This window comes from Streptomyces sp. NPDC085460, assembly GCF_044541975.1.
Taxonomy (GTDB): Bacteria; Actinomycetota; Actinomycetes; order Streptomycetales; family Streptomycetaceae; genus Streptomyces.
The window spans coordinates 13952-37953 of sequence record NZ_JBITTO010000016.1 but is presented as its reverse complement, the minus strand read 5'-3'; the positions used below and the strand labels follow the sequence as shown (position 1 = coordinate 37953).

Here is a 24002-nt window from a genome sequence, read left to right as displayed (position 1 = left end):
CCGGCCGAACTGGAGCGGGTGAGGGGGGCTGAGGCGGGTGGCGAGGAAGAGCACGGCGCGCCGCAAGGTGTGGAGGGCACCGGAGCGGCTGCCGCGGCAGGCACGGCTGATCGCGGACGAGTCGACGGGGTCGTTTCTCGGCCGGCTCGCACAGCTCAACCACGTGCCGCTGGACGACCTGATGGGCCTCGTCGGCGAGGGCGGCAAGGCGATGCATCCGCGATACACCGAGGTGTACCTCAACCCGGGCGCGCTCGAGCGGCTGGCGGCACTGACCGCGCACCATCCGCAGGTCCTGCAGCGGGCGCTGCCCAGCCTCGCGCCCCATCGCCTGCTAGAGGCGGGGCCGGGGCCGGTGTGGAGGTGGCCGCAGTGGGAGGCTAGGGACGTCTTTCTCGTGCGGGCGTGCGATCTGTGTGCCGCGGCCAGGCGGCATCCGTCGGATGTGTACCTGGTGTCGGTGACCCGGTGGAGAGTGTGCGCCCGGCACCACCGGTGGCTGGACAACCTCCGTGAGGACGGTGCGACCTGGCTGCCGCTGCAACACGTGCCCGAGGTGGTCCGGGCGCACCGTGACCGGGCGGATCTGGAGCGCAGGCTCGGTGCCGGCGGGCGCGCCCTGTTCGCCGATGCCCTGCACATCACGGCGTTGTGGTGGAGCATCCCCGAGCTGAGCCCGCCGGCGTGGGAAGCGCGGGGGCGGCTCCTGGGCGAGGAGTCCGGCGGGGACCTTCGCCTGGCGCCGCTCGTGTCCTACCCCGAGACCATGCGACTGGCGTGGATGCTCACGGCCCGGGAACGCCGTCGCATGCGGGGCACCTGGAGTGTCGAACACGACAGGGCGTGGCTTGCTGCCGTGGGCGCCATGCTGGAGGAGTGGCAGATGCCCGCGGATCTCGCGCTGGCGCCTGTGGGGATCTGGATGCAGCATCACAGCATGCCCCCGCTGCACCGGAGCGTCAGCCGGCCGGTACAGGGCAAGTGGCGCCGACTGCCCGCGCCGCAGCCTCACGAGGACGCCGCATCAGACACTCACCTGGAACGGATCACGTGTCTGCCGTGGCGGTTCGGCGACGAGCCCCCGGAAGCGGACGAGACGATGGTCTGGTCCGTCGCGGGCCGAGCCTGATCATGCGGGTGCGGAAGGCCGGGGCACTGAGGGCGCGCGTTGAACCGGCTTTCACTCAGATCCCTGTTCAGGGTCGGGCGTGGCCCATCCCTGTTCAGGGTCGGGCGTGGCCCATCCCTGTTCAGGGTCGGGCGTGGCCCAGATCGACACCATGGGGATGGGGTCGTTCGGCTGGGCGCCAGGGCCCCAGCCGCCTACGACGGTGACGCCGGGCGTGCTGCTCTGCGGACCGGGAAAGTAGCCGCAGCGAAGTCCGAAGAAGACCGGGGTCGGCAAACCTGTCCGGTCGAACCGGATGAGAGGGCCCGTAGCCAGCCAGGGGTACTGGGCTCGCATGGCCTGCTCATCGGTGCCGGAGAACAGGGCGACGTTCAGCTTGGACGTACCGCCCTCTCCGGGAGCAGGCACGACGAGATCGAGATCGGGCGCCTGTGTGGAGGGAGCTTGGACAAGCGGCAGGCCTGAGAGGTCGAAGCAGGTGATGGAGGCGATGTGGCCGCCAGAGGGATCGTGAAGAGGGCGGCCCATCACGGCCGGGAGCCGGTTGTTCTTCGCGCGAGGCCCGATGCAGACGTGAGTCTGTCCACTGCCGTGCAGCGACATCTTCAATTCGCCGAACTTCGCGTCCCTGTGGCGCTCCGCCTCGACGTTGACGCTCTGGTCTGGAGCCACGGCCGGGGTGACGGAGCCGTATGCGGTCCATCCCTCGCCCACGTAGGGGCGTATGTAAAGACTCGCGTCGCCCGGGTTCGTCGGTGGCGCCCAGGACAAGTGAGCGACCTGAGCGAAGCCGCCGTCATGGGCCGCGATGATGCGTACGGTTTCGATGCCGTGGGCCGGGAGCTGGGCTGATGCGGTGGTCATGGGTGCACAACCTAATCCGTGGTTCGTGGGAGGTGGGGACCTGACGGATGTGGGTGTCACGGGCAGGGGGCCCGTGGCAGAGCCGGGGCTGGAATCGGTGGCTGGAAAAGGACTTGGGAGCCACAGGGGGCCGGGAAGCTGTGCGGTTGGCCGCTTGTGATCGGCTGTTGTCGGTGGGCTGGGATCATCACGTGCACAGGTGTAGGGAAGGAGCTGATGGCTTTGGCGGACGGTGTACGCCGGGCGAGCCGGTGGCAGGATGCGGTCCGGCTGCTGCTCCTGATCGATGCGTCGGCGAAGCCGGTGCCCGCAGGCCTGCCGGCTCCTGCCACCGCGGTGGGAGTGGTGCGGACGCAGGTCCGTCTGCAGAAGCTGGATTTCTGGCTGCGGTATCCGGACTATCTTGCCTTCGAGCTCATGAACGAGTACGAGGCACATCGAGACGACGGCGGTCTGCTGGATCTGGCTGAGGAGATCCTTGGCTCCGAGGAACCGGATCTTCGGCGGTTCCCCATGCTCCGGCACCGCTTCGGGGCATTCGAGGAACTGGACGAGGCATTGGCGCCTCTGGTGGAGAAGGGGCTCATCAGCAAGACCCAGATCCTGGGCACGAACCGTGTGGCGGAGCACGTGTACTTCCTGCTGCAGCGCGGACGCGAGGTGGCAGGTGATCTGACGGGCGAGGCTCCGGCACTGGAGTGGTACGTCACCCGCACCAAGCAGCTGGTCGCGCTGGTCGACGGGCTGGGGGGAACCCAGCTGAAAAACCGCCAGTACCTGCTGAAGGACTACGCCGACACCGTGATCGGCCGGCATATCGCCCCCATCACCGACCAGGCACGCAAGCGGCTGGCCCGCCTGCGTGCCGGGTCGCCTGCTGCCCTGCCCGCTGCGGACGAGGAGACCTCGTGATCATGTCTGGTTCCGATTCCGGCCCGCTGGCGCCGGGCCCTGGACAGCTGCTGGAAGAAGTGGCCGGCCTGGTCGGTCTGCGGCCCGAGCAGGTCGAGGAGGCGTTGCGCGAGGCGTCCATCACTTTGAAAGGCCCGGTGCCCGCCGACCGGCGTCTGACTGTGCTGCGGCTGCGGATGAGCGGACTGAAGCACTCGGGCGAGGGATTCGACTTCGAGCAGTCCTTCGGCCCGGGGGTGTGGGTCATCGCCCACCCCGCCAACAGTGCGGGCAAGACGAGCCTGCTGGAGTGCCTGGTGTGGCCGCTTCGCGGGACGCCTCGTGACCTTCCGCCCGATGTCCGGTCCTGGCTGCGGACACTGTCGGTCGACGTGATGGTCGCCGGCCGCCCCACACGGATCTCCCTTGAGTTCACGCCTGCGGCCCGTCCGGCAGCCACGTGCCGCATCTGGACGGCCGATGCCGAGGACGAGCTGCTGGACTCCGCCGATGAGGACCTGCGCCTGGTCGCCGAGGCGTCGGGACTGGAGGACATCGGCCGGGTCATCTCCGGTCATTTGATGGACGCGCTGCGCATGGACCACATCGCCATGTGGCAGGGCAAGGGCGGCGCTGACGGTGAGGGCGCCGCGCAGGTCCACGGCTGGGCTTCGTACTTCGGGGCGTGCTACCTCAATCCGGGTGGCGAGGAGATCCTCCTGGGCGACGTCAGCGCGGCCGGGTTGCCGGGCAGGCTGCTGGAGCTGTTCGTCGACGTCCCCTACAGCACTGCCCTCACCCAGCTGGCGGTCGCCGGCAAGCGGGAGACGAAACTGGTGCGCCAGCGGGAACGGCGCGCAGAGGGTGACGCGGTGGCGCGCAAGTCTGACCGGGACGCATGGCAGCGGGAGCTGACGATGCTGCAGAGCAGCATCGCGGAGCTGCGGGAGGAACAGGGGCGCGATGTGACACCTCTGCTGGCAGCCGCGGACCGAGCCGGTGAGCGGCTGCGGGACCGGGTGGAACAGCTGGACGGGCTTGAGCAGGCTCTGGCGGAGCTGACGGCTGGGCGGGTCCGGACGCAGCAGGCGTTGATGGACACGCAGGAGACGTGGCAGGCCCGCCGGGTGCTGGGGCGGCTGGATCCGGTGTGCTGCCCTCGCTGCGAGGAGCCGCTGGAGGCTGAGCGGCGGATCCAGGAACGGCAGAGTGCGTCGTGCGCGGTGTGCACGAGAACGCTGCCGGAGGTCGATGCGCAGACGGCGGAGGCGGCGCTGGAGCAGCTGCGGACGCAGCTGTCCGCGGCTGAGACGGCGGAGGGCAAGGCGCGGGATCTGCGGGATGCCGCCAAGGCGGAGGTCGAGCAGGCGAAGGCCGCGCAGAGGTCGGCTCATGCCGCTCTTCAGGATGTTCTCGCGGTGTCCGGGGTACACCACAAACTGCGGGAGCTGGAGCTTCGGGCAGCGGTGCTGCAGGGGCAGCTGGCCGCCACAGGCCTGCGGCCGAAAGCGGGGGCGGCGGACGGCGCGGATGCGGGTTCGGCGCTGGAGACGGCGCACGAGGTGGTGCGCCAGCATGTCGAGGCGGCGGCGCGACGGCTCTTCCCTGCGATGGATGCGCAGATCGTGGAGCTGGCGGCCCGGTTCGGTGTGCAGCACCTGGACAGTGTCCGGTTGAACCGGGCGGGGCACGTCAATGCCGTCAAGGCGGGTGTGAAGACAGCGTTCAAGCGGCTGAGCCGCGGGGATCGGCTGCGGATGCGGATTGCGACGGTCATCGCACTGCTGCGGGTGGGTGCCGCGCGGGGTGTCGCCACGCATCCTGGTCTGCTGTTGATCGACTCAGTGGCGGCCGAGGAGGTGACGGAGGTGCCGGCGCGCACGCTGATCGCCGAGCTGCAGGCTCTCTCAAAGGAGCTGCCTGGGCTGCAGGTGGTCCTGACGACGGCGCAGCCGGAGCTGGTGGAGGGCCTGGTGCCCCAAGAGCGCCTCATCACCAGCAGTAGGGAACATTTGTTCTAGCATGGCGGGTGGGTGAGCGATGCTGATGGCGGGGAGACGGAGGGTGTGGCGGTGAGTGACGTCGAGCAAGCCCTTCAGCAGTGGGCGGCCCAGGCCGATGAGGCTCAGCTGGACGCCGGCCCCACTCTCGCCGACCTCGGCGGCGCTCCCGCGGTGCTGCGGGAAGCGGACACACTTGCCCGCGGGCCGCAGCTGCCGTATCTGCTGCAGGCTTTGGCTCAGGGCGCGTCCGGTCTGCCCGGGCCGGAACGTGAGGCCCTGACCGCGGCAGCAGTGCGGGGGCTGAAGGAGCCGTACGCGGCGTGGGTCGTGTCAGAGGCGGTGGACGTGCTGTGCTCGTCGTCCGTGCTGCTGGACGCCATGGGCCGGCAGGCGGCACGGTCTTTGGCCGCACAGGCCGAGGACGCTCTGAGCGGTGACGTCGGGCCTGCGTTCGCGCAGCCGGCGATCGCGGGCCTTCTGCGCCTGTGCGTGGCCGACCAGGACAGTCCGCACCGTCTGCTTCTGCTGCTGACGGAGATCTCGGGCCAGGAGCCCGCAGAAGCCCTGGAGCGCCTGCCGTTGCTGATCGGGGTCGCACATGACCACTTCCCCGACGCCGGTCTCCTCGATGTCCTGTCCCTGCTGGAGAACCAGTCTTCGCTGTCTCCTGCCGCCCGGTCGGATGCGGGCTTCGAACTTGCGGTGGGTGAGCTGCGCCGGGCGCTGGGAGCGTCCGACCGTGCCGAGGCGGCCGAGGCGATGCGCCGGGCTCTGTTCCGGTTCACCGAGCTCGACCGTACGCAGGAGGCGCGCCTGGACGCCCGCGCGTATGCGGCCGCCGTGGAGTGTGTGTTGGCATTCTCTGCCAGCCTCGACAAGGATGCCGGACCTTCGCGGCTTGAGGTGGAGGCGGGGGCCGCTCGTCTGGAGACGGCTGTGGCGCAGTTGCAGGCGTGGCGCGGCCGCATGTATGAGCTTCCTTGGCTCAGCGCCCGGGGTCTGGCCCAGGGCGCCTGGGCCCGGCTGGTGCACGGTCTGCGGACTGCGGCCGGGCATCTGGACCAGCCCAGCTGGTACTCCCCCACCACCGCGCTGGGTGACCTTCTGGGGGTTTATGAGGCCAGTCGTTCCGTTCACAGCTGTATGGTCGGCCCGGCTCCTGACGGGGGCGGTCTCGCGCTGCTCATCCCGCCTGCGGTGGAGGCGCCGTTCATCCGAAGGGAAGGGCTGTTCCACCACCTCCAGCAGGCTCTCTCGATCGATCCGGCGTTCTCCGGTCATCCCGACGCCCAGGCGCTCCTCGCCGCGGCACAGCGGGGGCGCGCGCTCGCAACCGGCTCCGAAGGTGTGGTGCCGGGAAAAGCACTGCAAGGACGTCCTGGGCTCAGCACTCTTTTTGGCTCCGCACCGGTACCAGACGGGATTGATCCCACTCTCCTCGACCGTCTGGAAGGTCTGGTGCAGCAGGCGGCCCGCGGGTTCACCCCCACCGGTCATGCCCGGGTCGACGAGAAGATGGACTCTCTCCTCGAAGTCCTTCGCACCAGCCCGGCATGGAAAGCCCCGGACAGCACCTACTTCACCGTGCTGCTGGGGTACTTCCTGCGCTTCCTGCACGACCGGTTCGACGGGCAGGCCGACCTGTACGGCGACCGAACCGCCTACCTGGGACCGGCGCCGAACAAGCCTGACGGCTCTGCGGGGATGTGGCAGGAAAAGGCGGTGCAGGACGACATCCACCAGCACCTCAGCGGCCTGCTCACTCCGGGCACCGTCCAGCGAGAGGTCATTGACGTGGCCTCGGGGCGCACCGATGTCACCTACACCCCGGAGCCCGGGCGGCGTCTGGTCATCGAGGTGAAACGGCGCAAGACCAAAGCCGAGCGCAACGCCGTGGAGCGGGACTATCTCGCCCAGGCCGCCAACTACACGGTCACAGGGCCACCGTTCGGCATCCTGCTGGTCGGTGATCACAGCAGTCACGCGGCCGGATACTCCGACTTCGACGACCGGGTGTGGATAACCCGCTACGCCCGCAGCGCTACCGAGGTGCCCCGCCTCATCGTGGTCGGCGTCCTGCCCATCGGCCGTCCCACCCCCTCGGCGCTGCGGATGCCGGCCAGCTGATATCTGCCTGGGGGCGTTCCGGGCTGCGTTTGGGGAGCGGTGTGGCTAGGTGCTGGTGGTCTGCTCGGCTACCAGCTGGGTCAGCGCGCTGCACACCTGCTGGGCCTGTTCGGCGCCGAGCTTGTCCAAGAGGGTGCGTGCGACGGCGGCCGGGTCGTTGAGCGCGATGGTCGTCTGAGGCTTGCGCCATCCGGCCTCGACGGCTGCCGTGTAGGGCTTCATGCGGCCCTCTGTGACTTCCTGGAGCAGGTCGGGGCGTTCCCTGGCGAGCTTGCGCATGATGTTCTCGGCGCTGTTGCCGGTCGGGGCCTTCCTGCGGGCAGGCGGGAGCGGGAGCGTCTGGTCGGTGTGCTCGGCGGCGTCACAGAAACTCTGTACATTGTTCGCCTTTTTGGGGCGGCCCGGGCTGTTCGGGGGTGTCAGCTCGTAGAGGATCGCCAGGAGGTCGGGGCGGGGGCCGATCAGGCGCTCCACCACGCCGAGGTCGGCGCCGAGGCCCTGGAGAGGGAGGGTCTCGACGAACTCGGCGAACTCGTCGTCGTCGTAGGTGATGTGATCGCCGAGCCTGGTGACGAAGTCTTTCCATCCGCCTGTGGTGAGCAGTTGTTCCAGGAGCTTGGGGACGGTGCCGAGTGAGCTGGCGCCGGAGCGGAGCGAGGAGCCGAGGGACGCAACAAGCTGCCCGCGTTCTCTCAGCTCACCTGACCCGGTTTTTTCCGTGTCGTGTGCGGTCACGAGCTGCTTCCTTTCGGATCTCCGTGGCCAGGTGGTCGAGGATGCGTTTGAGCGTAGAGGTTGTGCAGTCCGGCCTGGCGCCGAAGCGTCGCATCAGATCGGTATTGATCGTTGTCTGTCGCCTTCCTCGTTCTTGCTTGCTGTCGTTTCCTGCGCGTCGGCTCTGCATGCGGGCCAGGCGGTCGACGTGCCGGTCGACTTCCGCCCGGACCATGTCCTTCTTCTTGTAGGCCGGCAGGACGGGTGTCGCGGTCGTGGCCGGTGCGCTCGTGTCTGGCGGCGCCGGCCGCTGCTTGACGAGGAGCTCGGCCATGTTGCGGGCGTAGGTGGTGGGGATGTTGTGGTCGATGCAGGCTTGATGGCCGGGGAGGTAGATCTCGGCTGATTGCCCGATGCCCCGGCGGTCGGACCGGTAGAACTCTGCGCCGCCTGCTTCCAGGATGACGGTGTCCCTTGAGGCCCGGTCGGTCTCGCAGGTGGGGTTGCCGTCGATGTCGAAGAGTTCGACCTGCTCGGCGACGGCTTGTGCGGCGGCTTCCTGGCGCTGTTCAGGGATGGATGCGGCGGTCTCACGGCCGGCGGGTCCGGTGTCGTCGTCGGCGTCCAGTTCGTCGTCGTCGAACCGGTCGAGCTGGTCGCGCAACTCCTGCTCGATCTCGGTGCTCAGTTCCATCAGAACGGATACGGCCGGGATGATGATGTGCGCGTCGTAGTGGGGCGGGCACTCGGCCCGGGTACGGACGAAGCGTCCGACGTACTGGCGGAAGAACAAGGGTGTCTTCCAGCGGCTGAGGTAGCAGCCGACCATCAGGCGAGGAACATCGACGCCTTCGGAGACCATGCGGATGGCCACGAGCCAGAGTTTCGATCCGTCGTGGCGGAACGCGTCGAGCTTGGCGACGGCATCCTCGTCCTCGCTGATGACCACGGTGGGTTCCTCGCCGCTGATCCGTGTCAGAAGCTTGGCGATCGCTTTGGCGGTTTCCCTGTTGTCGGTGACCACTAGGCCGCCGGCATCGGGCACATCCCGGCGGCGGTCGACGAGCAGCCGGTGGGCCTTCTCCAGGAGCATGGGCGTCCACTGCTGGGCGGGGTCGAACACGGCGTTGAACATCTTGCCGAGTTCGCGGCCCTTGCTGGTGTCCTTGAGGGACTTGGTGACCTCGGTGGCGTTGTCGAGGTAGCGGGCCTGGCCGTCGTAGGCGTGGATCTCCACGGCCCGGCAGACGCTGTCGGCGACCGCGTTGCCGTACTCGTAGGCGAAGTCGACCTGGACCCGGCCGGTCTCCTCGTCGTAGGAGCACCAGGGGATGCGGGCGTCGTCGGAGCGCCATGGTGTGCCGGTGAGCATGAGGATGTTCTCGGCGTGCGTGAGGGCGCGTTGGGTTCCGGCGCCCCAGGTCTTGTCGTCGCCGAGGTGGTGGACCTCGTCGAGGATGGCCAGGGTCGGCGCGGAGGTGATCGCGCGGGCGGCACGTTCGGCGCCCGCGGGGTTCATCTGGGCGTAGGTGGCGACGAAGCCGTCGGAGTCGTGGTCGTTGTAGTCGGAGGGGAACCTCACCGGCAGGAGTTCGAGGCCGAACACGGAGGCGACGTCGGCCCACTGCTGGCGCAGGGAGTCGCTGGGAACGTAGACGGCGACCCGGTAGATGACGCCCATCTGCTTGAGGGTGGCCGCCACGTACAGGGCGAAGATGGTCTTGCCGGCTCCGGGCGTGAGCATGGCCAGCCATTCACGCTTGTACTTGCGGTCGGCCATGTACTGGTCGAAGGCTTCCTGCTGACAGGTACGAAGCTGCGGCCAGGGCATCGCTGTACTCCCCCATGTTAGGACTGCGCGGCAAGCCAAGATCAGTACGCGTGGCGTACCCGCCGCATGCGGGGCTCGAGCACGACACGGCACCACAGGTCAGGTCCGGGGGCTGCCCGGCCCCGCTTCGTAGATCATCTTGAGGACGCCGGAGTGCTCCTAGCAACACCCAGCGTGACGGTTCCCCTGAACAGGGGGATATCGGAGCAACGTTGACGCATCGGCCCGTGGCTTCAGAACGACCATGGGCCAAACGGCAAGGAAGCGCCCTGCGATCCGCAAGCCGCCCAGAAACGCCCACACCTCAGGCCCCCTCCCCCTCCGAGGCGGACTTCCAGGACAGTCGGTAGCTGGGACAAAGCCCAGGTACGGCGCCTGGGTGCAGGCCGTGTCCACGGAGTACGAAGTGGTCGACGCGGGTCCGCGCACAGGATCGGTAGTCTGCGCTGCGTGATGAATGACGGTCTCGCACACACCGCTGCCCGGCTCTTCGACGCCTTCTGGAGTGCAGGAATCTCCAACCCTGGAGAGGCCGTTGAGCAGGTCTCACACCTTCTCTATCTCCGCGAGCTGGATCAACTGCAGCTGGCATGGGAGCAGGGTAGGACACCAGAAAGGGGGCCGATCTTCTCTGCGGACGAGCAGCATTTGCGCTGGTCGCATCTGATCCGTATGACACCCCAGCGCATGTTCGCCACAGTTGCCGACGAGGTGTTTCCCTGGCTGCGTCGCCAAACGTTCGACGGGGTGGCGTACTCACAGCACATCAGGGACGCCCGCTTCACCATCCCGAAGCCCAGCCTTCTGTCCAAGGCCGCCCACCTGCTGGAAGAGACGCTGTCGGCGGAGCCCCACCGCGCGGGTGAACTGTACGAATGCATCCTCGACCAGGTCAGCGGCGCAGGCCGCTACGGAGCGTTCCGTACCCCCCGCCAGCTGGTCGACCTGATGGTCGCGATGACCATGCCCGGTCCCGGCGACGAGGTATACGATCCCGCCTGCAAGGCGGGCGATTTCCTGTTCTCTGCCGCCCAGTACGTTCGGCAGCACGGTACTGAAGCTTCGACGCAGGGGGCCGCTGCGGCCCGAGGTGACAGGATCCACGGATTCGAGATCGACATCACCATGCTTCGCGTGAGCAGCATGCGGCTGATGCTCCAGGGTTTCGAGAGCACCGACCTGCGCTATCGGGACCTTCTACACAAGGGGGAAACTACAGGGGACGGGTGTGCCTCCCTCGTTCTGTCCACCCCTCCGTTCGCGGGGAGCGTCGATACCGGGGACGTCGCGCCGGGCCTGCTTGATGTGGTCCGTACGAAGAAGGCCGAGCTGCTCCATCTTGCCGCGGCCCTGACGTTGTTGAGGCCTCAGGGGCGCGCGGCCGTCATTGTTCCTCAGGGCGTTCTGTTCGGCTCAAGTAAGGCTCACATCGAACTGCGCCGTCGGCTGGTCGAGGAGCACGGCCTGGAAGCCGTGGTTCAGCTGCCCACCGGCACGTTTCATCCGTACGCCGGGGTCCAGACGTCGATCCTGTTCTTCACGAAGGATGCGGGTCCGGCTGAGGAAGTGTGGTTCTACGAGGTCAAGTCAGATGGATGGAGCCTGGACAGCCGGCGCACCCCGCTGTTGGCCGAGGACAAGCTCGGGCCCACTCCGGACAGCACGCTTGATGCTGCCGACCACACTCGCAACAATCTGCCGGACGTGTTGAAGCGCTGGTCTCAGCGCAGGAGCAGCGAGCGTCGCCGCTCCCGGTCCGAGCAGAGCTTCTGCGTCTCAAGGAAAGAGATCTCGGAACAAGGATATGAGCTGTCATTGGCACGTTTCCGGCAGATCCAGGTGGCTCAGCAGTCGGCTCAGGACGGCATCCGGCTGGGTGACTTCGCTCAGGTCTTCGGTGGATCTATCAGCACCTCCGACATCGACAAGGAGTCGAACACGGAGGCGGAAATACGCAGCCGGGTTCTGACCCCGTCTGCGCTGACCAGCACGCTGCCTGATGTGGCCGACCTCCCCGTCCGCCGGGACGCCCGCGACCCACGGCACCGGTTGCAGCAAGGCGACATCGTGGGGCGTGATCTGGCCGGCGCCCGTCACTGGACGATCCTGCCGGGTGAATACGACGGGGTGCAGCCAGGCCAAGGCCTGCTGGTCGTCCGCCTCACCGAAGAACTCCTGCCGCTGGAGTACGTGGCGGCTTACATGGCGAGCCCTCTGGCCGAAGAGCAGCTTCCGAAATACGGAACCATCCCGCGCGTCAGGGCTGCAGGAATGGCTGACATCTGGGTCCCCCGGTGCGACGGCACCGCGGCAGACATCCGCGCTTCCCTTTCCATGCTCGAGGAAGGCGAGCAGGAAGCCGCACGCATCCAGGGCGAGCTGCAGCGCATGCGCATGCGGATCTTCGAGAGCGGTACCAGCTCGTCCCGGCGCGGGCGTCTGGACGAGGCGGCTTCCATCAGCTCTTTGACCGCGCAGAGCCTGCGCCGGCAGAACGACCCCTACAAGCTCTTCCAGGAGTCGTACCCCTATGCCATAGCCCGAGCGGTGCGCAAGTTCCGGCACTCACGGTCTCTGGCGGAGAAGCACGAGGCGGCGATCCAGTGTGCCGAGTCGCTGATCCTGTCCCTGGGCATCATGTCGCTCGCGCTGGCGGCGGATCGCGGACGTGTGGACCTGTCTCAGATCGACCAGTGGAAAGAGTCCGTCGCACGCGGTGGTGTCTCCCTGGGTCACTGGGTGGGGACGTTCAAGGCCGTGGTCGAGGACTTCCGCCAACACGGTGATGCCGCCGCAGGGCTCGTCGAGGCGGCAGCCCGCAAAAAGGGCGGCAAGGGCCTCATCGCAGACCTCGACCAGCTGATCGCTCTTCGCAATAAGATCCGCCATGGAGCTGGGCCGCGGACCCGCGCCGAGTTCGAGAAGAGCCTGGAGAAGATCGAAAAGCTGATGCTCAGCAGCCTCTCGGGGTGCGCCTTCCTCGCGACCACCCGCTGGGTTCACGCGGAGCAGCTCCGCTGGCTGCCCGACACCGGAAAGTTCCGCGTCTCAGGCCCCTCCCTGATGGGAGACCATCCCGACTTCGCTCCCGTCGCCTTCGACACGGCACACCCGCTGGCCGACGACCGTCTCTACCTCGTCACGCCACAGGAGCAGCCCGTCCCCCTCACTCCCTTCTGCCTCCTGAGCGACTGCCCCACCTGCCTGGCACCCGAGCTGTACTACCCCGACCGTCTGAACAACTCCACCGCTCTCCTCAAGAGCCTGGACCGGGGCCACGAACTGGAAAGCGACACTGTTCTCAGCGCACTGCGCGCATGGGGTACGCCATGACCTTCGGCGAAGCGTCAGCGCTTCTTCCTTGACCGGCCGGGTCCGCTCTCCAGGCGGCGAGTGACGGCTTGGAGACCGGACCTGACGCCGCGTCGCAGACTGTCTCTGAGCATGGGGCAGTCAACGGACTCATGCTGCGGTCATCTGGCATGAGTATGTAGACCGTGCTGGCAGGGCTGCCGTCGCTTGATCCGCCCCTGTGTCGAACACCGCGCCAGTCCTTCTACGGTTCGAATGTCTCTGACACGCGTCCGATCAACATAGACATCTTGCGCCGGCAGCCGCCAAGAGCACCCCAGAGCTGCTGGATTGATCACTCAGCGCTGCCGGGGTACCCGGCGAGCTGATTCATTCTCCGCTCGAGCTCGTTCAAGGTAGAGCTGACGTAGGTGTGCTCAGTACCAGGAGGCACGATGCTGGTGATCTGATCCAGGAAATCCTCGACGAAAGCCCTGGGCAGGGACACGAGAGCTGTCCCTGAAGACGGGCTCAACCCGATGAAGATGCGGGCACCGCCTGGGGCACTGTCGTTGGGCCAGACCTTCACGTCCCCCTCGCCTGCAGCTGCTTGTGTACCTTCGCTCAGCAAGTCTCTGGCAAACGTCCAGGTGATGTCGGCATCCCCCTGCCTGAACACCGTCTCTACCGCGTAGGGATCCGCTTCCTTGTACCTGAAGCGCGTGAGCACAGGAAGTGTCTCTACGGATGTACCGAGGTGGAGCAGGCCGGTGACCGTCTCAGTCTCGACAGTTCGGGAACCGGTGGACGCATTTGTGGAGCGTGCCTGGCTTCGCCGGCTGACCAGAGAGCCTGTGTGCTTCTCTTTCACATCCTCTGGGGCAGGCCGGACAGGGGGCGGTGTCCACAGCGTCTCCGATTGCTCCTCAGATGTTCCGGTGCAGGGAAATTTCACGGCGGTGAACGGAAGCTCGGCAGTAGCTGCCCACAGAGACTCCACTGCGTGCGCATGCTTGTTGTCGTCCAGTCTGCGCCGCAAGTCGTGGGCAAGCAGCGCTCGTAGACGGCACACGTGCAGCAGATGCTCTGGATCCTGTCGGTGGTGCTGCGCGATGCGGTGATAGGTGGAAGGCAACCCGCCGAGGAAGAGGTCATTGGGCTGCGAGCTTCCGCTGAGCGTTGCCGCCCATGTCGCCAACGCACACCTCACCTGCTCCATGCGGCTGGTCAGCCGGGAAGGCTGCACGTGCCCGTCGAGCTGCGCATACGGATCCTCGTTCAGCCACCGGAACATGGCAAGGGCAGGAGGGCGCCTGCTCTGCAGCCATCGATCATCCTGGAGTGCGCACGCGTCGTCGACCCATCGTCTTGCGGCAGCGGCATCATCCGTCACAAGAAGAGGAAGGATCGCGGCATCGGATTCGCGTACCACGATGGTGAACCTCTGCGGCTTCGCAGTGCTGTGAATTCCTCTTCCGAGTTCCTCGATTGCTTCGCCAGAGCCATACGTCGCCGCCAGTTGATACATCGCGGCGTGGCAGGTTTCCATGAAAACGGGAAGTCCGGGTGCCATGAGGAACCCTTCCGTTTTAGGCCTGAGCGTGGTTCGAACATGCAGCTCGTGCATCCTGCAGCTGGGGGCGGCAGGCGCGTCGGATCGCCGCGCGAGGAGGTCGAGCAGGTCGTCCTGCTCCCGAGTGGACCACGGGTCCGACTCTGTCTCGGCGCACAGGTCAGCACGAAGAGCGGCGTACAGAAGGTCCCGAAGGCTGGAAGTCACACGAGGTCGTCGGGAAGCCACTGCTTCATCGCGTAGCGCGCTCACGGGCAGCCACGCGGAATGAATGAATTGAACACACGGGGCCGCCTTGCCGATGTCATGCATCTCCGACAGCACGGCAGGGGCGGTCGGCACCGGTTCCGGCTTGACGGTGCGCAGCGCCGGCACGAGGTGCCCGGGCGAGGGGTCTGCGGTACCGGGTGTGGTGTCGAGCGTGTTGGCGTGGGGCTGCGGGTGGCGGGCGGCGTGGTCGAACCGTCGGCGCGCGTCAGAAGGTGTGGTGCCGATCGCAGCGGTCACACGTGGGGATCCCAGGCTGGAGGCCTCCAGAAGGGCATCGAAGTCGTCGTAGGCCGTCTCGGTGACGTTGTCCATGGCTCCTTCACTCCAGGCACTCATCGCGCTCCGCCCTCTCCCAGTTCGTACGGGCGGACCTGCTTGGTGAGCTGGTCTCGTACTCGGCTGATGCGCCGTTCAAGCGCCTTTTCCGTCAGACCGACGCGATCCGCGGCCTGCCTCTGGGTGTATCCCAGGGCTCGCCATCCGAGCGCTTCGCGTACCTGGGAATTTTTCACCAGGGGCAGGAGGCGGTCGACGTAGTCGTGGGTCACCGCGGCGTGGACGGGGTCGGTGGCACGCTGGTCGGGAACGGCGAAGGGGTCGCTGACCCCTTCGCCCGTCGGGTGGTCGAGCTCAGCCTGCCCCCGCTGGTGACTGTCGAACCAGCGAATATAGACGCGGGGGAATGCGCGGATGACGGCGCCGAGGAAATAGGTGTCCAGGTTCGCTCCACCCTGGGGGGTCCAACGGCCCTCGATCAGGCCATAGGTGCGGAAGACCTTCAGGCCGCCGAGGACGCTGTCGACGGAGACACCGTGCCGGTCCTCCGCCGTCCACATGAGGGTGATCTTGTCAGCCGGTACGGGGCGTCCGACCTGACGGGCCTTGCGGAAAATCTCGCCGCTCCCGGCCCACTTGATCATGGTGTGGTAGCCGTACCCCGTCAGGCGGTCCACGAGCTTCTCATAGTTCTTGCCGGCGAAGCCTTCGGTGCGCAGTCTTTCGACGATCAGGCCGTCGACCTGCCGGCGGCGGAGCCGCTCCGCGGAACCCTCTTGGTCTTCGGGGGCCTGGTCGAGGAGGGCAAGGCCTTCCGGGGTGAGCTCGGCATCCTCAGCTTCGAGGGGGCACGAAGGGGTGCAGGCGCTGTTCTCGCCGCCCTCGAGCGCTTCCGGCACATCCGCTCCCTAGCATCCGCAGCAGTTCCGGCGGCCCCGTTGGGCAGCCCTGATCTACGTCATAGACGCCGTCGGCGGTTCTCCCCCCGGTCTCAGTTGAACTTTTTCTCGCTACAGCCAGTGATCCATGTCACAGGGGGTGAGGTGACGGGTCCTCGCCTATACCTCCATCACCAGACGCGCCCGTCAGCCACAGGCGCACCACCGGCCCTCACAAGGAGTTGACAGTGCCTCAGACCAACCCGCAGCCCCCGCTGCTCACCCAGCGCGCCGCGGTCATCCTCATGCTCGGCATCCTGTGCGCCGTCGCCGCGGCGGTGCTCACCGTCCTCGCCGGCGGCGCCCTGGCGAGCGGCTTCCTCGCCGGCGGCGGTGCGTTCGTCGCCGCCGTGCTGTTCTTCAACATGATCATCGCCGGCTAGCAGGAGCGTGAGCGCCTCCTTGGTTCCGTACGAGTTCGTGCGGAACCAAGGAGGCGCTCACCGTATCCGGGTTCTGAACTGCGCAGAAAGAGCCGATCCGAGCTCACGACTGCAGTCGGCCTTGTGGCCGGCAGCAGTCGCGGACCGCAGGTGGGCAGGCGCTGCCGTGCACACGGGTGCTTGCGCTCCCGGGCCGACTGAGGGAAGGCACCTTGTCTGTCAGCGGCCGGAGCTTCTCCCGTTGTTCGCCGGCAGGTCGTCAGGACGGGATCAGACGCCGAATCCAAGGTGGGATACGTAGCTGTACGCGCTGTGGTCTGATCCGAGGTCGCTAACGATCGACTGCCACAGGTCGTCGAGCGCGGCGTAGTCGTTGCTGTTCCAGGCATCCACGATCGCCGCCCACTGCCTCCGTACGGTGATGCGGCGCACGCGGAGCTCCCTGCGCCGGCTGGGCTCGACCTGTTCCTGGCCGACTGGGTGGATCTCGATGCGCGTACCGCGGCCGTCATCCCACAGGCGCCGCTTGTAGTACTCGGCCAGGCAGGTGCGGCGGCAGGTCCAGAACGCCCGGTCGATCTTCTTCAGATTGGCCGGCTGTGGGCGTTGCTGCCCGTTCTTCCATCGGGCGATGGTCCGGTCTGTGGCGGTGATCCCGGCTTGGCGTAACCACTGGTCGCCTCGGTTGTCCCAGGTGAGGTAGCGCAGCCTGATCGCCAGACCGCGAGAGGTGTTCACCGAAGGAAGCTGCCTGCCGGCCCGGTCGTCGAGCCCGCGTGCCAGTGCCTCGCCGCCGGACATGCCGCGGGCTCCGTACAGGCCCAGATCGCCCCAGCGTTCCTCCGGCGTGAGCGGTGCCGAGCGGGAGTCGTTCTCCATCGTGTCTTCGGCGTCCTTTCAATAGACGGGCCTTACAGGCTTGCCGTGGGGTGAGCAGCTCGACGATCACATCAGGACAGTTCCTGGAGCGGCAGAGAAGTCGGGTGGCTTCGGGTCCCCGCGCAGCTGATCTGCCCGATGCCTCGTGATCGTGGCCGGGAGCGAGAACATCAGGTGCACAGAACGATGCCGTCGACATCGGCCGCAGGCTGACGGGACACGGGGGCGTGACGTCGTTGGGCTTCGTGTGGCTGGGCAGTGGTGGCTGGTCAGTATTTGATGAAGGTCAAAGTCTGTGCATCAAGGTTGAGCTCAAGGCTGCCGCCGCCGTGTTTACGTAGCTGTCGCCACGCGTCGTAACCAGTCATGATGGCTTTCTCCCAGTCTGCGGTGCGCAACACGTTGACCTCCAGGTGGGCTGTCATGTGGTCGATGGTTGTGAGTAGTTCGTGGTCGACGTGGCGGACGTCTTCGAAGTAGCGGTGGCGGCTGGCATAGGAGAACACCAGGGCGCTGATGCCTTCCTCGATGGCGATGGCGCGGCCGCCGTCTTCGGCTTCGTCGACGCCGGGGCGGCTGCGGCGCTTGCGGTCGAGGAGGAAGCGGGTGACGGGTGACCAGCCGAGGACTGCTGCGTGCCCCAGGTGGAAGGCATCGTGGAAGCGGTAGTCGTCCTCGATGTGGCTGGCGCTGGTGAGTGGGTCGCCGGCGTTTTCTCCGTCCTCCCGGGTGACGACGATGACTGTTCGCCCGCCAGGCTGCGGGGTGGGCGTGAAGGTGACGGTGGTCTTGCGGGGCAGCTGTTCGTGGGCGGGGTAGTCGGCGTCGAAACGTAGGCGTTCGTGTGCAGGTGTGGCACGCCAGCGGTCCTTTGCCTTCTCCAGGCTGGCTGCGGCAATGTCTTCGAGGTTGAGGTCAAGCCGGTGAGCCAGGGCGGCGATGTACCAGAGGACGTCGCCGAGTTCTTCGCGCAGTTGCTGCTTGGACGGTGTGGCATCAGCGCCGTCGCGCAGGCGCTTCTTGTAGGCGGTGATGACGGAGCCAGCCTCTCCGGTCAGTCCGAGGAGGGGCACAAGGACAGGATCGGTGCCGGCGGCGGGGGGCTGCAGCGTCTTGAGCGCGGCTTCCTGATAGCGGGCGAGATGCACACACACTCCCTTGATGGATCTTCAGGCAAGGCTGTCGGATTTCCCGACAACGCTCTACAGTAGGTCATGCCGGGCCATTCGTCCGGGAGTTGCGCGAAGGGGCTGGATTCAGATCATGCCGCCGCACACCGTCCAGGAGATCGTCGACATCACCATCAGCCTCCTGGCGCAGCACCAGGACCGGTCTGCCGATGAGATCTACGAGGAACTCGCTGCACTTGGGCAGGAGTTGCCGATCGATTCGGTTCTGGTGATGGAGATCTTGACGCGGATCGAGCAGCGTTTCGACGTCTCTATTCCGGCCGATGCCGAGGCGGGGCGTTCGCTGCGATCGGTCTGGGCGTTCGCGGAGACCGTGTACGACACCATGCAGGCAAAGGAGCAGGAAGAATGATCGACAGGGCACAGACCGGCGGCGGGAACGAAGCGGAACAGCGCGCCTTGCTCGGTCGGCGGCTGAAGGACACGCGCGAGTACCTAGGCCTCTCTCAGCAACAGGTGGCCGAACGGACCGGCATCGTCCGGTCGGCCATCAGCGACATCGAGCGTGGTATGCGCCGGGTCGAGGTGATGGAGCTGCAGAAGCTCGCGCGCCTGTACCGGCTGTCCGTGTCCTACTTTCTCGACGAGGACGAGGCTGCCGACGCCGGAGAGCACGCGTTCGCTGGTCTGCCCCGCACCAAGCAGCCACTGAGCGAGGGCGACCGCATCGAAGTCGCGAAGTTCATCCAGTATCTGCAGGCCAGACGGGAAGCCGAGGAGCAGGACGGCCAGGCTCCGCGGCGGCGGCCCGGCCGGGCGCGGTGAGCTGGAACAACGCCCATGGCACGGCGATGATCGCGGCGGCCCAGGCGCACGAGGACCTTGCGATCACCCATGACGACGGATACGTCGATGTCTTCGGCGCGCTGCGCACCGAGGGCGTTGAAGTGATGGGGCAGCCGCTTGGCGGGCTGCTGGGCCTGTACGTGGGACCGGAGGACAACGGGCCGGCCTGTCTGCTCAACACTGGTTTGGAAGAGGTGAGCATGCGCCACACTGCCGCTCACGAGCTGGGGCATCACCGGCTCGGCCACAAGACCAGTTACGACCATCAGCAGGCGCACGGCCGGTGGGGTGAGGGGTGGCCGCAGCATGAACGGGACGCCGAGGCGTTCGCATCCTGGTTTCTGATGCCCAGGCCCGCCGCGCGGACTGCGCTGGCCCGATGCGGGCTGGTTCGGCCCGATTCCCCGCGCGATGTGTACCGGATGGCTCGCTGGACGGGAACGCCCTACGCCACCACCGTGCGGCATCTGGTGCGGCTGAAGATGATCGACCGGTCGACGGAGGTCCTCTGGCTCAAGCACTCTCCCGGCACTCTGAAGAGCGAACTCACCGGCGGGATGTCTGCCGGGCCCCGCAATCACGTGCATGTACTCACTGGTGCCGCGCACCGGGCCACGGTGCATGCGGAGGCCGGCGACTGTCTCCTCCTGCAGATCCCCGGCGGTCGCTTCGACCATGTGCCGGCAGGCCTGAGCTCCGCAGCACCCGAGTTCGGTGGCCAGATGTCGCTTCTGGACAGTCCGCACGAGCCGACTCACGCACAGGCCGTCTGGGTGGGTGAGGACCTGGCTGACGACTGCACCCTCACTGCAGAGGTGCCCGGCACTACGGGCCTGTTCCGTGTCACGGTCCGGCGCACACCGGACCGCAAAGGCACCGACCACTACCGCGACTGAAACGCCGCATTCCCTGATGGACCTTCCTCCCCCACGCCCGAGTCCGCGCACCTGGCCGCACAAGGAGTGATCCGTTGCAGACGTTCACCGTCGACGCCCCCGACATCTCGCGCGCATGGCTGGAAGCCTGCGAGCAGCTCGCGAAGCTCCCCGGAACCAGGGCCTTCCATACGGTGGTCCGCATGGCGCAGCCGCTGCGGGAGGATCCGCAGCTGCGCGGCGAACTTGACCGGCTGCGCTCGGCTCGCACCGCGCCGCTCTACCCGATCGACGCCGTCGTCAACACTCTTTTCCCTGTGGGGCTCGCGAAGACCTGCCAGAACCACGAAGAACTCGCCCAGCGCTACCAGACCTTGTACCCGAGGCTGCGCAAAGTCCGGCGCAACGCGCACGGAACCTATTTCGGCCGCCTCATCGCCTACCCAGGCGCCGGCACCAAGACCGAACCCGTAGACCAGATCGCCCGAGTCATCAGCCGCATGAACAAGCTGCGTACCAGCGCCAAGTGGAGCGCGGTGTACGAGGCCGGCACCGCGCACGTCCTGGATTGCGAGGCACCCGACGAGGAGGAGCCCGGCACGGCCGAGGGCACGGAGACCGTGGTTCGCGCTGCAGCACTGGACACCCAGCCGCGGGACTTCCCCTGCCTGAGTCACTGCTCGTTCCAGTTCGACGCCGCTGCGGGGTCCGTGCATCTTGCCGCCTACTACCGCAGCCATTACATGTTCGATCGCGCTTACGGCAACTATCTGGCACTGGGGCACCTGTGCGCTTGGGTGGCCCAGCAGGCGGGCCTGAAGCCCGGCACTCTCACCGTCATGGCCGGCAGCGCGCGGCTGGACTGTACGAAAAACGAGCTCAGCCGTATCCGGAATGCTGTGGACCACCCTCCCCTGTTCGGCCTCGGGGAGTGTTAGTCCTGCCTCCTCTCCTCAGGCCGTAGCGCGAGCTTTCCCGCGGCGCTCGTTGCCGGTGCGGATCCGCGTACACGATGCTTGCCGGATCGGGGAAAGTCACACTGCTCCAGGACCGTCGAGCATCGTGACGTGCGTCTTGCTCCTACGCCCATTTCGCGGGTTCGCCCAGGCTGCGGGTGTGCAGAGGGCTCCGCCACCCTCCCTCGCGAGAAGAAGGGCGGCGAAGCCTGTGCCGGACGAGGTCAGGCGTTCAGGCCCCACTTGGGTGGGAACCATGCACTGACCGGCTTGGAATCAAGGCGGTACGACTGCTTGATGCGGCTGCGCCCGCTGATGCCGGCAATCTCGGGGTGCGCGACCCTGGCGTACTTGTCGACTTCACAGAAAAGGTTCTGGCAGTCGATCAGCTGCAGGGGGCGCCCCTTGAGCCCGTGGAAGGGAAGTCCGAGGCGCGTGAAGTGCTGCTGCTGCGTATCGGCCATGTAGCGGATGACTTGGGCCTCGATGCCGTCGGCCGTGCGCCCGAAGCACTTGCGGATGCCGTCGCGGGCGCCGGGGCCGGGCATGACGAAATCCATCTCGGAGAACGGCATCTGAGAGGCGTAGTTCAGGTCGATGGCGAACTGATATGCGAGGAAAGGCCCGAGCGCCGGGTAGCTGAGCAGCACCTCGTACGCTTCGCGCATGGTGCTGGCGTCCATGACACGGGCAGGCGCGCCCGTGGTCATCATCATCTCCAGCAGCCGCAGGTGATTGCGGTGCTTGCGCTCCTCCCCCAGCTGCGGCGGCGGGACAATGTAGGCAGCCGAGTACAGCTTCTCACCCTCGGCGAACGCCGCGGAAAGGATCTTGTCGTAGGCGCGGTGATCGTAGGCGTCCCAGCGGACCTCTCCGAGTTCGCTGTTCAGCAGCTGCCAGGTCGACTCCTTGTTGAAGATCTTGAACAGCAGAGTCCGAAAGAAGACCTCGTCCCACTCCTGGGAACCCTGGTAGATCACCCTGGAGATAAGGCTCTGGCTGACACGGTCGGCCGCGCGGTAGCAGTTGGTGAAGCGGTACTGCCTCAGGATCGGATCCCGTGTCCACGGCTGGGGCCGGCCCGCCAGACGGGCCTCGTAAACAGCCTGCCGCGCTGAGGCAAATCGCCAGTAGGTGTCGAAGACCGGCGTCGGCTGCAGCGTCCGGCCTGCCACTCGCACCACCCCAGGAGCGGTGCCGACGGGGCGGGGCGTATGACGGTCTTGCAGCAGCATCACCATGGGGCACAATATATATTCGATATGTGTCGGCTGTCACTGAGGAGGACCGTTGGACTTGCTGTGTCAGCAGCAGCGCCATGTGACATCGGTGAGCTGGCCCGTCGACGTCGATACCCGGGTCAACGTCCTCGTCCGTGCGGCCGCCGCAGTCGGCGAACGCACGTCCCGCGCGGAGCTGTTGGCTGCTCTGGTGTCGGCAGTCGAGGTTGACCCCCAGCATCTCGCCGATCTTCTGCACAGGTACCGCCGCCTGCCTTCGGACACATTCGCCAGCGACAAGGATCGCGACGACCTGCCCGCGGTCCGCCCACCCGGCCCGCGCCGCACGGCTCGGCCTTCCTAACGAGCACCGGGGATCGAAGTCACATCATTGAGCCAACAGCCGTGCCACCTACAGGTGGCAGGCAGGTCCGTTTCTGACACAGGTCGCCGGGCGCGCCCTCGGGAGCGGCGGATCCTATAGGCGCAGGACCGGGGGACCTCCTGGAGTACGACGGGCGAGTGCGTCGCGGCGATGGCGACACCGTTGCGATCGGTCACTGGACAATGAAACGCACTGGGGCCTCCGGGATCACGGCGCTGCTCGGCCCCGAAAGCCTAGGCCGCTCCTCCCGCGACGAGCACGGGAGCTCCACCGGGACGCCCAAGACGACGCCTGAACTGCATGACATGTACACGCCATTGCTGGCACTTCGCGGATCGCCCGACTCAATAGACTTACCGATGTAGTTGCCACATCTCCCAATAAATCTAACGCGCCCCAGTTCAGCAGCATGATCCATTCGAGTCTAGTCATGAATGGGCAGCTCAGAGGCCCCCTCAATTCCCCTCCATCAATCTGCAGCACACCAGGTCAACGCACCTGAGATGTTGCAACTAGAGAGGTAACTGACACCCGCGTACGCGGGGAGCAGTTTCGGGGTGTCCGTGCGGGGCGCGGAGCGGGAGGACCATCCCCGCGTACGCGGGGAGCAGGACGTTCGGTATCTGAACGAGCTCGACGCGCTGGGACCATCCCCGCGTACGCGGGGAGCAGTTCGTCGTCGTGCGGGCCACGGGGCCGGTGGGCGGACCATCCCCGCGGGCGCGGGGAGCAGGCCTGGCCGAGCATCCCGGCCATGAAGGACAGGGGACCATCCCCGCGGGCGCGGGGAGCAGGCGCCAACTCAACCGGACCGAGTCAATATGAAGGGACCATCCCCGCGGGCGCGGGGAGCAGGTCTGGCTACGGGACCCGCACCCCACCGATCCGGGACCATCCCCGCGGGCGCGGGGAGCAGCGGATGGAGGCCGCGCGGGAGGCCGGACGGCCGGGACCATCCCCGCGGGCGCGGGGAGCAGACTTCCTGACCAGCAGTTCTACCCGACACCGGCCCACTCCCAAGCAACATTCACCGAAACAGACAAAACACCCACGCCCCAGGCGCTGAACAGCGCCCCAAGCGACCGACACCCGAACACTCCGCGCGTTCGGGAAACAGCACCGGCCGGAGAACGCCTTCCAGGTGTCGGCGGCAACATCCCCGCGAGCACGGGAAGCAGGTGAGGAAGAGGCGCGCAACCGGGGCCGGCACCGGACCATCCCGGGAAGCAGGGATGCCGACCGCCGCGCTTTCCACACGACGGACCTTCCCCGCGGGCGCGGGGGGCAGATCGTCTCCGTCACCGCCCGAGGGCCATCCCCGCGTGCACGAGGAGCAACTCCAGGACGCGGTCCTGCGCGACCCCCAAGCGGGGCCATCCCCGCGTGCACGGGGAGCAGGGGATGACGGGCAGGTCACGGGC

19 protein-coding genes and 1 CRISPR repeat array are annotated in these 24002 nt (G+C 67.0%); of the genes, 11 read left to right on the top strand and 8 right to left on the bottom strand.

All coding sequences use genetic code 11. The features are described 5' to 3' along the window. The first annotated feature begins 37 nt into the window (after positions 1-37). Positions 38-1129: a TniQ family protein gene (locus ACIGHB_RS31055; protein WP_399917710.1), complete on the top strand. Its 1092-nt coding sequence runs from the start codon at positions 38-40 to the stop codon at positions 1127-1129. 51 nt (positions 1130-1180) lie between these two features. On the opposite strand, the gene ACIGHB_RS31050 is transcribed toward ACIGHB_RS31055, so the two are convergent. After that, positions 1181-1993 (bottom strand): hypothetical protein, encoded by an 813-nt coding sequence (locus tag ACIGHB_RS31050; RefSeq protein ID WP_399917708.1) that lies wholly within the window; start codon positions 1991-1993, stop codon positions 1181-1183. A gap of 216 nt (positions 1994-2209) precedes the next feature. Here ACIGHB_RS31050 and ACIGHB_RS31045 point away from each other — a divergent pair, with 216 nt between their 5' ends. Genes ACIGHB_RS31045 through ACIGHB_RS31035 form a run of 3 tightly spaced genes read left to right on the top strand, consistent with a single transcriptional unit; the run spans position 2210 to position 7014 of the window. Further along, positions 2210-2905: a hypothetical protein gene (locus ACIGHB_RS31045; RefSeq protein ID WP_399917706.1), complete on the top strand. Its 696-nt coding sequence runs from the start codon at positions 2210-2212 to the stop codon at positions 2903-2905. Next, the gene (locus ACIGHB_RS31040; protein WP_399917704.1) at positions 2902-4905 is read left to right on the top strand and encodes a hypothetical protein; all 2004 of its coding nucleotides are present in this window, start codon (positions 2902-2904) and stop codon (positions 4903-4905) included. The genes ACIGHB_RS31045 and ACIGHB_RS31040 overlap by 4 nt, the downstream gene beginning before the upstream one ends. Positions 4906-4956: 51 nt before the next feature. Beyond that, entirely contained in the window at positions 4957-7014 is a 2058-nt protein-coding gene (locus ACIGHB_RS31035) for a hypothetical protein (protein ID WP_399917702.1), read from the top strand. Positions 7015-7059: 45 nt separating this feature from the next. Here ACIGHB_RS31035 and ACIGHB_RS31030 read toward each other — a convergent pair whose 3' ends face one another. Beyond that, a complete protein-coding gene (locus tag ACIGHB_RS31030; RefSeq protein ID WP_399917700.1) occupies positions 7060-7749 on the bottom strand; it encodes a hypothetical protein in 690 nt (229 codons plus the stop codon). Continuing rightward, entirely contained in the window at positions 7712-9559 is a 1848-nt protein-coding gene (locus tag ACIGHB_RS31025; RefSeq protein ID WP_399917698.1) for a DEAD/DEAH box helicase, read from the bottom strand. The genes ACIGHB_RS31030 and ACIGHB_RS31025 overlap by 38 nt, the downstream gene beginning before the upstream one ends. Before the next feature lie 453 nt (positions 9560-10012). On the opposite strand from ACIGHB_RS31025, the gene ACIGHB_RS31020 reads away from it, so the two are divergent. Next, entirely contained in the window at positions 10013-12892 is a 2880-nt protein-coding gene (locus ACIGHB_RS31020; RefSeq protein WP_399917868.1) for an N-6 DNA methylase, read from the top strand. Positions 12893-13205: 313 nt separating this feature from the next. Here the strand turns inward: ACIGHB_RS31020 and ACIGHB_RS31015 are convergent, their stop codons facing one another. Together ACIGHB_RS31015 and ACIGHB_RS31010 are read right to left on the bottom strand one after the other, a co-directional pair. Next, entirely contained in the window at positions 13206-15005 is a 1800-nt protein-coding gene (locus tag ACIGHB_RS31015) for an SsgA family sporulation/cell division regulator (RefSeq protein WP_399917696.1), read from the bottom strand. Between the two features lie 20 nt (positions 15006-15025). Then, positions 15026-15868 carry an RNA polymerase sigma factor gene (locus ACIGHB_RS31010; protein ID WP_399917693.1) on the bottom strand — a complete coding sequence of 281 codons (843 nt, stop codon included), beginning with the start codon at positions 15866-15868 and terminating at the stop codon, positions 15026-15028. A gap of 227 nt (positions 15869-16095) precedes the next feature. Here ACIGHB_RS31010 and ACIGHB_RS31005 point away from each other — a divergent pair, with 227 nt between their 5' ends. Continuing rightward, positions 16096-16290 carry a hypothetical protein gene (locus ACIGHB_RS31005; RefSeq protein WP_399917691.1) on the top strand — a complete coding sequence of 65 codons (195 nt, stop codon included), beginning with the start codon at positions 16096-16098 and terminating at the stop codon, positions 16288-16290. 270 nt (positions 16291-16560) lie between these two features. Here the strand turns inward: ACIGHB_RS31005 and ACIGHB_RS31000 are convergent, their stop codons facing one another. Together ACIGHB_RS31000 and ACIGHB_RS30995 are read right to left on the bottom strand one after the other, a co-directional pair. Beyond that, the gene (locus tag ACIGHB_RS31000; RefSeq protein WP_399917689.1) at positions 16561-17169 is read right to left on the bottom strand and encodes a transcriptional regulator; all 609 of its coding nucleotides are present in this window, start codon (positions 17167-17169) and stop codon (positions 16561-16563) included. A gap of 269 nt (positions 17170-17438) precedes the next feature. After that, on the bottom strand, positions 17439-18317 hold the full coding sequence (locus ACIGHB_RS30995) for a nucleoside triphosphate pyrophosphohydrolase family protein (RefSeq protein WP_399917687.1): 879 nt from the start codon (positions 18315-18317) through the stop codon (positions 17439-17441). Positions 18318-18330: 13 nt separating this feature from the next. Here ACIGHB_RS30995 and ACIGHB_RS30990 point away from each other — a divergent pair, with 13 nt between their 5' ends. The 4 genes from ACIGHB_RS30990 to ACIGHB_RS30975 all read left to right on the top strand — a co-directional run bounded on the left by ACIGHB_RS30990 (position 18331) and on the right by ACIGHB_RS30975 (position 20958). Further along, positions 18331-18711, top strand: coding sequence for an acyl carrier protein (locus ACIGHB_RS30990; protein ID WP_399917685.1), 381 nt, complete (start codon positions 18331-18333; stop codon positions 18709-18711). Next, a complete protein-coding gene (locus ACIGHB_RS30985) occupies positions 18708-19124 on the top strand; it encodes a helix-turn-helix domain-containing protein (protein ID WP_388883661.1) in 417 nt (138 codons plus the stop codon). The genes ACIGHB_RS30990 and ACIGHB_RS30985 overlap by 4 nt, the downstream gene beginning before the upstream one ends. Then, positions 19121-20041, top strand: a complete 921-nt coding sequence (locus ACIGHB_RS30980) for an ImmA/IrrE family metallo-endopeptidase (protein ID WP_399917683.1) — start codon at positions 19121-19123, stop codon at positions 20039-20041. The genes ACIGHB_RS30985 and ACIGHB_RS30980 overlap by 4 nt, the downstream gene beginning before the upstream one ends. Positions 20042-20115: 74 nt before the next feature. Continuing rightward, a complete protein-coding gene (locus tag ACIGHB_RS30975) occupies positions 20116-20958 on the top strand; it encodes a hypothetical protein (RefSeq protein WP_399917681.1) in 843 nt (280 codons plus the stop codon). Positions 20959-21200: 242 nt separating this feature from the next. Here the strand turns inward: ACIGHB_RS30975 and ACIGHB_RS30970 are convergent, their stop codons facing one another. Further along, positions 21201-22217, bottom strand: a complete 1017-nt coding sequence (locus tag ACIGHB_RS30970) for a nucleotide kinase domain-containing protein (protein WP_399917678.1) — start codon at positions 22215-22217, stop codon at positions 21201-21203. Between the two features lie 49 nt (positions 22218-22266). Between ACIGHB_RS30970 and ACIGHB_RS30965 the strand changes: the two genes are divergently transcribed. After that, positions 22267-22560, top strand: a complete 294-nt coding sequence (locus ACIGHB_RS30965; protein ID WP_388883653.1) for a hypothetical protein — start codon at positions 22267-22269, stop codon at positions 22558-22560. Positions 22561-23103: 543 nt separating this feature from the next. Beyond that, a CRISPR array of direct repeats spans positions 23104-23558; the repeat unit is 28 nt; unit sequence GGACCATCCCCGCGGGCGCGGGGAGCAG. Positions 23559-24002 lie beyond the last annotated feature (444 nt).